This window comes from Holospora curviuscula, from assembly GCF_002930195.1.
GTDB classification, from domain to species: domain Bacteria; phylum Pseudomonadota; class Alphaproteobacteria; order Holosporales; family Holosporaceae; genus Holospora; species Holospora curviuscula.
Map to the genome: position 1 here is coordinate 8,285 of NZ_PHHC01000082.1, position 4,736 is coordinate 13,020.

A 4,736-nucleotide genomic window follows, 5' to 3' on the forward strand; every position below is an offset into this window, starting at 1 on the left:
TTCTGTCTCTGATAGAACTGTAGATTTTATCTTTTTAGGTCCCATGGGAAGGTCTTTCGTATCTTCTCTTTTTCTCCACTTGAGGATTGTTTTTGGGTTAATATTAAATCTTTTAGCCGCTTTTCCTATGCTCTCTTTACTATCACGGATCCCTCTACGGATTGCCTCCGTTGTTCTGGCATTTGCGTGTAATACTTGTCCCATAAGCTTTTTCTCCATGCATTATTATCTTCATAATATATACCATAACTCTCTGGGATCAAACACCAGCGTATTCTCAATGATTCAATATTTTCATGGATGAGTGTGAAGAAATTTTTTTAACCCTTAAACTGTCCATGCTTAAAACAAAGCAGTTACTGCTATCAGTAGTACGCCCGAGAATTAAGTAGCCTAGAGGTTTTTTTGTACTATTTATAATATGAAGCGGTATTGTCTAAGAGTTACGGAACGCTAAGCGCTTTTAAACACGGGTTCCTTAGCTTGGAAACGGCGCTGCATAAAGTATTGAAATCGATGAAAAAAAGTTTTTGGAAAAAAAAGAGAAAGAAGTATTAGACAAAGTAAACGATCTAGAAAAAAACCCGGTGAAAGCGGTGCAACCCGAAGATAGTAAAGCGGAAAAACAAGATCTCAATGAGACAAAAACGAAAAATTTAGATTATTTTTCTCAAACAAAAGAGAAACTCAACAAGATAACGAAGAAAAAAAGACGAAAATAGATTCTAAACAGATTTAAAAATCCTTCGATAAAGAAACCCTTTTTAAGAATAGAAAAGTGACAAACCCCTCAAGATGTTTAGGATGAAAAGACAGCAAAACCTTCAGTACAAAAAGAGAATCTAGAAAAAAAGACAGCCCTTAAACCGAAAATAGAAGAGCTTAAACAGGAAGCTAAAGTGACGAGTAGTCGTCCTAAGGATCCAGAAAACATTAATGAACAGAAAACAAACGCGTTACTCTATCAAAAGCAAAGTCCTAACGAGAAAAGTTTTCAAAAAATAAAAGGAAAAATGGACAAAAATCTACACTACCAAAGGTTGAAAAAAATTAAAAACGGAATTAAGCCTAAAAAAGCGATACACTCGGAAGAACTACAACCCCTTGAGACAGGTTCTAAGTTTTTCTCATCGCGGAGAAAAATGAATACGTAATTTTTTCCATTTACTATACTGATCAAGAGGTAAAGGAAGTGGATTACAGCTTGGATCAAAAGCTGCAGCCACTGCGCTTTCTGCAGCAATGGCGTACGCAGGGTGCTCTGTACTCCCCCCTAAAATAGTTGCTCTGGCAACAGTAGCATCAGGATTAAGCTCTAACTCTACCAACACCACCAACTTTTCTCCATTGTCTGATAATGCCGGAAGACGCCAAGCATTTTGCAATAACGTTTGAACACGATCCAAAATACTGACCGCAATATCTTGACCGGTTTGCGCGGCACCATAGACAGAATCTGACTCAGAATCTGTGTCTGGGGTTTGGGCTGAAGGTCCTTTGGGGCGTTCAGTAATATCTTTTAGAATGTGGTGAACGTCTTCTTCAGAATCTTGAGAAGGAGGCACTTTTTCAGAAGAAGCTTTTTTTTTTCTTCTAAGGGAAGATGCTTTAGACTTTTTAGGTTCATTATTTTTTTTTTCTAAGCGGTCTAACATTTCATCAAAAGAAATTGGCTCCTCTTTCACGTCCCTAGAAGTATCTTGATTAGACTTTTTTGTAGATTTTCTTTTTTTTTGCTCTTGAACTTGTTCTGATTTTGGCTTAGATTTAGGTGCTCTGGAAATGGAAGCAAAATTTTGAATATCTAAAGGAATGGTACAAGGCGCAGTTTGTTCTGGAAGCTCAACACTAGAAAATCGATTAGTCAAAAAAATACCTACACCAATCATTCCGTGAAGACTTAGCGATATAATCCAATTTAACGCCTTCATTTTTTTATTTTCCTCGAATTTTGCGTCGTTTTCCTGAATTACTTTTGCTGTCTGCTTCAGTCACTAACATTAGTTTTGTGAAACCTTCTTGAGAAAGACATACCATCAACTGAACTAAATGCTCGTATACCAACGTTTTATCCGCTTCAATATAGATCGTCTCTTGATGATCTGGAGACAACACATTAAGCCGCTCTACCAATACATTAGGCTCAATTTTTTGATCTTGAAACCACAGAGTTCCGTCGCCCTGAATTGAAACTGTGAGAGGTAAAACGTTGGAGTTTTGCGACACGCCCGCCCCTACTTTAGGAAGATTAACACATACGTTACTGTGCATCATAGGGGTCGTTACAATGAAAATTACTAACAGCACCAACATAACATCCACAAGTGGAGTTACATTAAGTTCCGAGTGGGACTTGATATGGTTTCGATATCGTCTCAGTTTCATTGATCTTTCCTTATTTACTCAAGATGGGAAACGTGAACAATACGACAAAACCCTTCTAATTTAGTCATATAGCTCTGAATACTGATAGTTAACCGATTATAGGCAATAACCGCAGGAATAGCAGCGACTAAACCAATAGCCGTAGCAAATAACGCTTCCGCCATACCAGGAGCTACTGCCGCAATATTAGTGGACCCTGTACTGGCAATGCTTTTAAAGCTGTTAATAATTCCCCAAACCGTTCCAAACAATCCCACAAAAGGAGAAATAGAACCAATAGTATCAAGAGTTCCCATGGTTTTCATTAAATAATCTCTCTGATTTTCTAAGTAAGCTTCCAAAATATTTTCTACTTTTTGACGCCATAATGCCGCTGTCCCCCGACGAGATTCTTTTGCAAACAAGCTTACTACGTAAGAAAAAGGCATAGTCCAGGCACAGGGACGTACATGTTCCCAATAGTTAGCAGGCTCTTTTTCAAAGGCCTCTTGTGTATTTTCCGCCTCTTTATATAATCGACGCATTTGAAAATATTTTCCTGCCATAATGCTCCAAGAAACAATAGAGGCACTAAGAAGAGCGATCATCACACCCTTAACGATCCAATCTGCTTGCCAAAATAATCCCCAAAGTGAAATTCCTTGAGATATCTGCACGATAACTTCTTCCACAGCTGGAGTTTGCTCCCTTATTATTATAAAAATATGCCCTCATTATCCCAGAAAATTCTCCATAAAACAACTCCTTGAGTGGGGCAAGTCAAGGGTTAAATATACTGAAAGAGTAATTTTTAAACGTGAGATAGAGTGTGACAAAAAATAAAAAATTTTGCCAGATCTACTGCGCCTAAAGTTTCTGATCTACTGGGTCCAAACATTTTTTTCTCAGTTCCTACTTTCTTAAAATTGCAAAAAGAATTCATAGCTTGAACAGCGCTGCTCTACAAGTGTCAATAGCAACGGTTGTCTGGAGTAGTATTTATGATTTGTCAACACTTGCATGGAACGAAACAAGGGATCATTTCTATCGTTTATGAAACGGATTCCTCGAGCAGAAAAAGAAGCAGTGGAATTGCAATATCAGGTATAGAAAATTCTCAAAAAGGTTCATCAAAGTTAATGGGTTCCGCTCGCAAGACTGAACTATTCTTCAAATAAGTCGGCTACATCATATCTATTCATAAAGCTGTTATTTGATATAGAACAATGACGTATATCAGTTAAAAACTAAAAGGGGCGATTTATAGGACTGTTTAAAGTAAAATAAAAAAGTGAGAAAAGTGTAGCAACACTCTCAAGGTCAACTGCTATAGGGATAAGATACACAAATATTGCAAAACATTCAAGAGCTTTTTTGAGATTATTGGGTGTGACACCGAAACAGACACAATAAATAAGCTAGGAATTCTATCTTTTTTGGGGAAACAGATTCTGGGCTGTTACAAAAAGTTTGGGAGTAACGTATTTAAGCTATAGTCAATCATATCGTATTAGGTGGCGAAAAGCAGCGAATTATCCCTCTCATATCATTGGGAAATTATGTAATTCTATCTTTTTGCCCATTAGTTCATAGGAATCTAGAATTTCTCTACAAGATTCAGATCTGGTGAATAAGGGGGTAGAAAGATTATTTTGAAGCCCACAGATTAAATGAGCACTCTTGTCTTTTGTGATGTATGGAATGAAGTGTGATCCATAATGAGCCCACACTTCAGCGCTTTGATTCAACACTGTTCTACCCAATGATTAAAAAGATTTGTATTGCAAGCCCCGTTAACCCCCATAGATACTATAGATTGATTATTCACTAAGCCAGCTATCATGATTCTTTTGTAATAACTTATCACGCTTTTTTCCTATACGCTTTTCACTTTCTTTACTCCATCCCCTATTTTTGAAAATCGCCATATCAATACCACTTTCATTGCTATATACAAAATTTTGATTCGGTATCTCTGTGATAACTTCTAGATATCTATCTCGCTTTTTTTCCTCTGCTTCCCCAGAGGAAACGGTATTTTTTGAAAACTCAGCCCTAATATTTTTTAATTTAGTAGTGATTTATCTTTTATAAATTATTCTATTCTTTGGACAGTCTAGTCTAACTGTTCTCTAGCATGGTAATTTCCCTCTTTCTTATATCGATTACGGAAACTAGGTGTTTGATCCCAGAGAGTTATGGTATATATTATGAAGATAATAATGCATGGAGAAAAAGCTTATGGGACAAGTATTACACGCAAATGCCAGAACAACGGAGGCAATCCGTAGAGAGATCCGTGATAGTAAAGAGAGCATAGGAAAAGCGGCTAAAAGATTTAATGTTAACCCAAAAACAATCCTCAAGTGGAG

General features: G+C 37.0%; 4 protein-coding genes and 2 pseudogenes. 2 read left to right on the forward strand and 4 right to left on the reverse strand.

Annotation, left to right across the window (positions count from 1 at the left end; translation table 11 throughout):
• Positions 1–204 (reverse strand): annotated as a pseudogene (locus HCUR_RS08505) (IS481 family transposase); the annotation flags it as partial.
• Between the two features lie 326 nt (positions 205–530).
• Here HCUR_RS08505 and HCUR_RS03515 point away from each other — a divergent pair.
• The gene (locus HCUR_RS03515; RefSeq protein WP_104206771.1) at positions 531–722 is read left to right on the forward strand and encodes a hypothetical protein; all 192 of its coding nucleotides are present in this window, start codon (positions 531–533) and stop codon (positions 720–722) included.
• 405 nt (positions 723–1,127) lie between these two features.
• On the opposite strand, the gene HCUR_RS03525 is transcribed toward HCUR_RS03515, so the two are convergent.
• The 3 genes from HCUR_RS03525 to HCUR_RS03535 are packed head-to-tail and all read right to left on the reverse strand — an operon-like array spanning position 1,128 to position 3,041.
• Entirely contained in the window at positions 1,128–1,931 is an 804-nt protein-coding gene (locus tag HCUR_RS03525) for a methionine aminopeptidase family protein (protein WP_104206773.1), read from the reverse strand.
• Positions 1,932–1,935: 4 nt separating this feature from the next.
• Positions 1,936–2,385, reverse strand: a complete 450-nt coding sequence (locus HCUR_RS03530; RefSeq protein ID WP_104206774.1) for a biopolymer transporter ExbD — start codon at positions 2,383–2,385, stop codon at positions 1,936–1,938.
• A gap of 14 nt (positions 2,386–2,399) precedes the next feature.
• Positions 2,400–3,041, reverse strand: coding sequence for a MotA/TolQ/ExbB proton channel family protein (locus HCUR_RS03535; protein ID WP_129591888.1), 642 nt, complete (start codon positions 3,039–3,041; stop codon positions 2,400–2,402).
• Between the two features lie 1,564 nt (positions 3,042–4,605).
• Between HCUR_RS03535 and HCUR_RS09550 the strand changes: the two are divergent.
• Positions 4,606–4,736 (forward strand): annotated as a pseudogene (locus HCUR_RS09550) (IS481 family transposase); the annotation flags it as partial.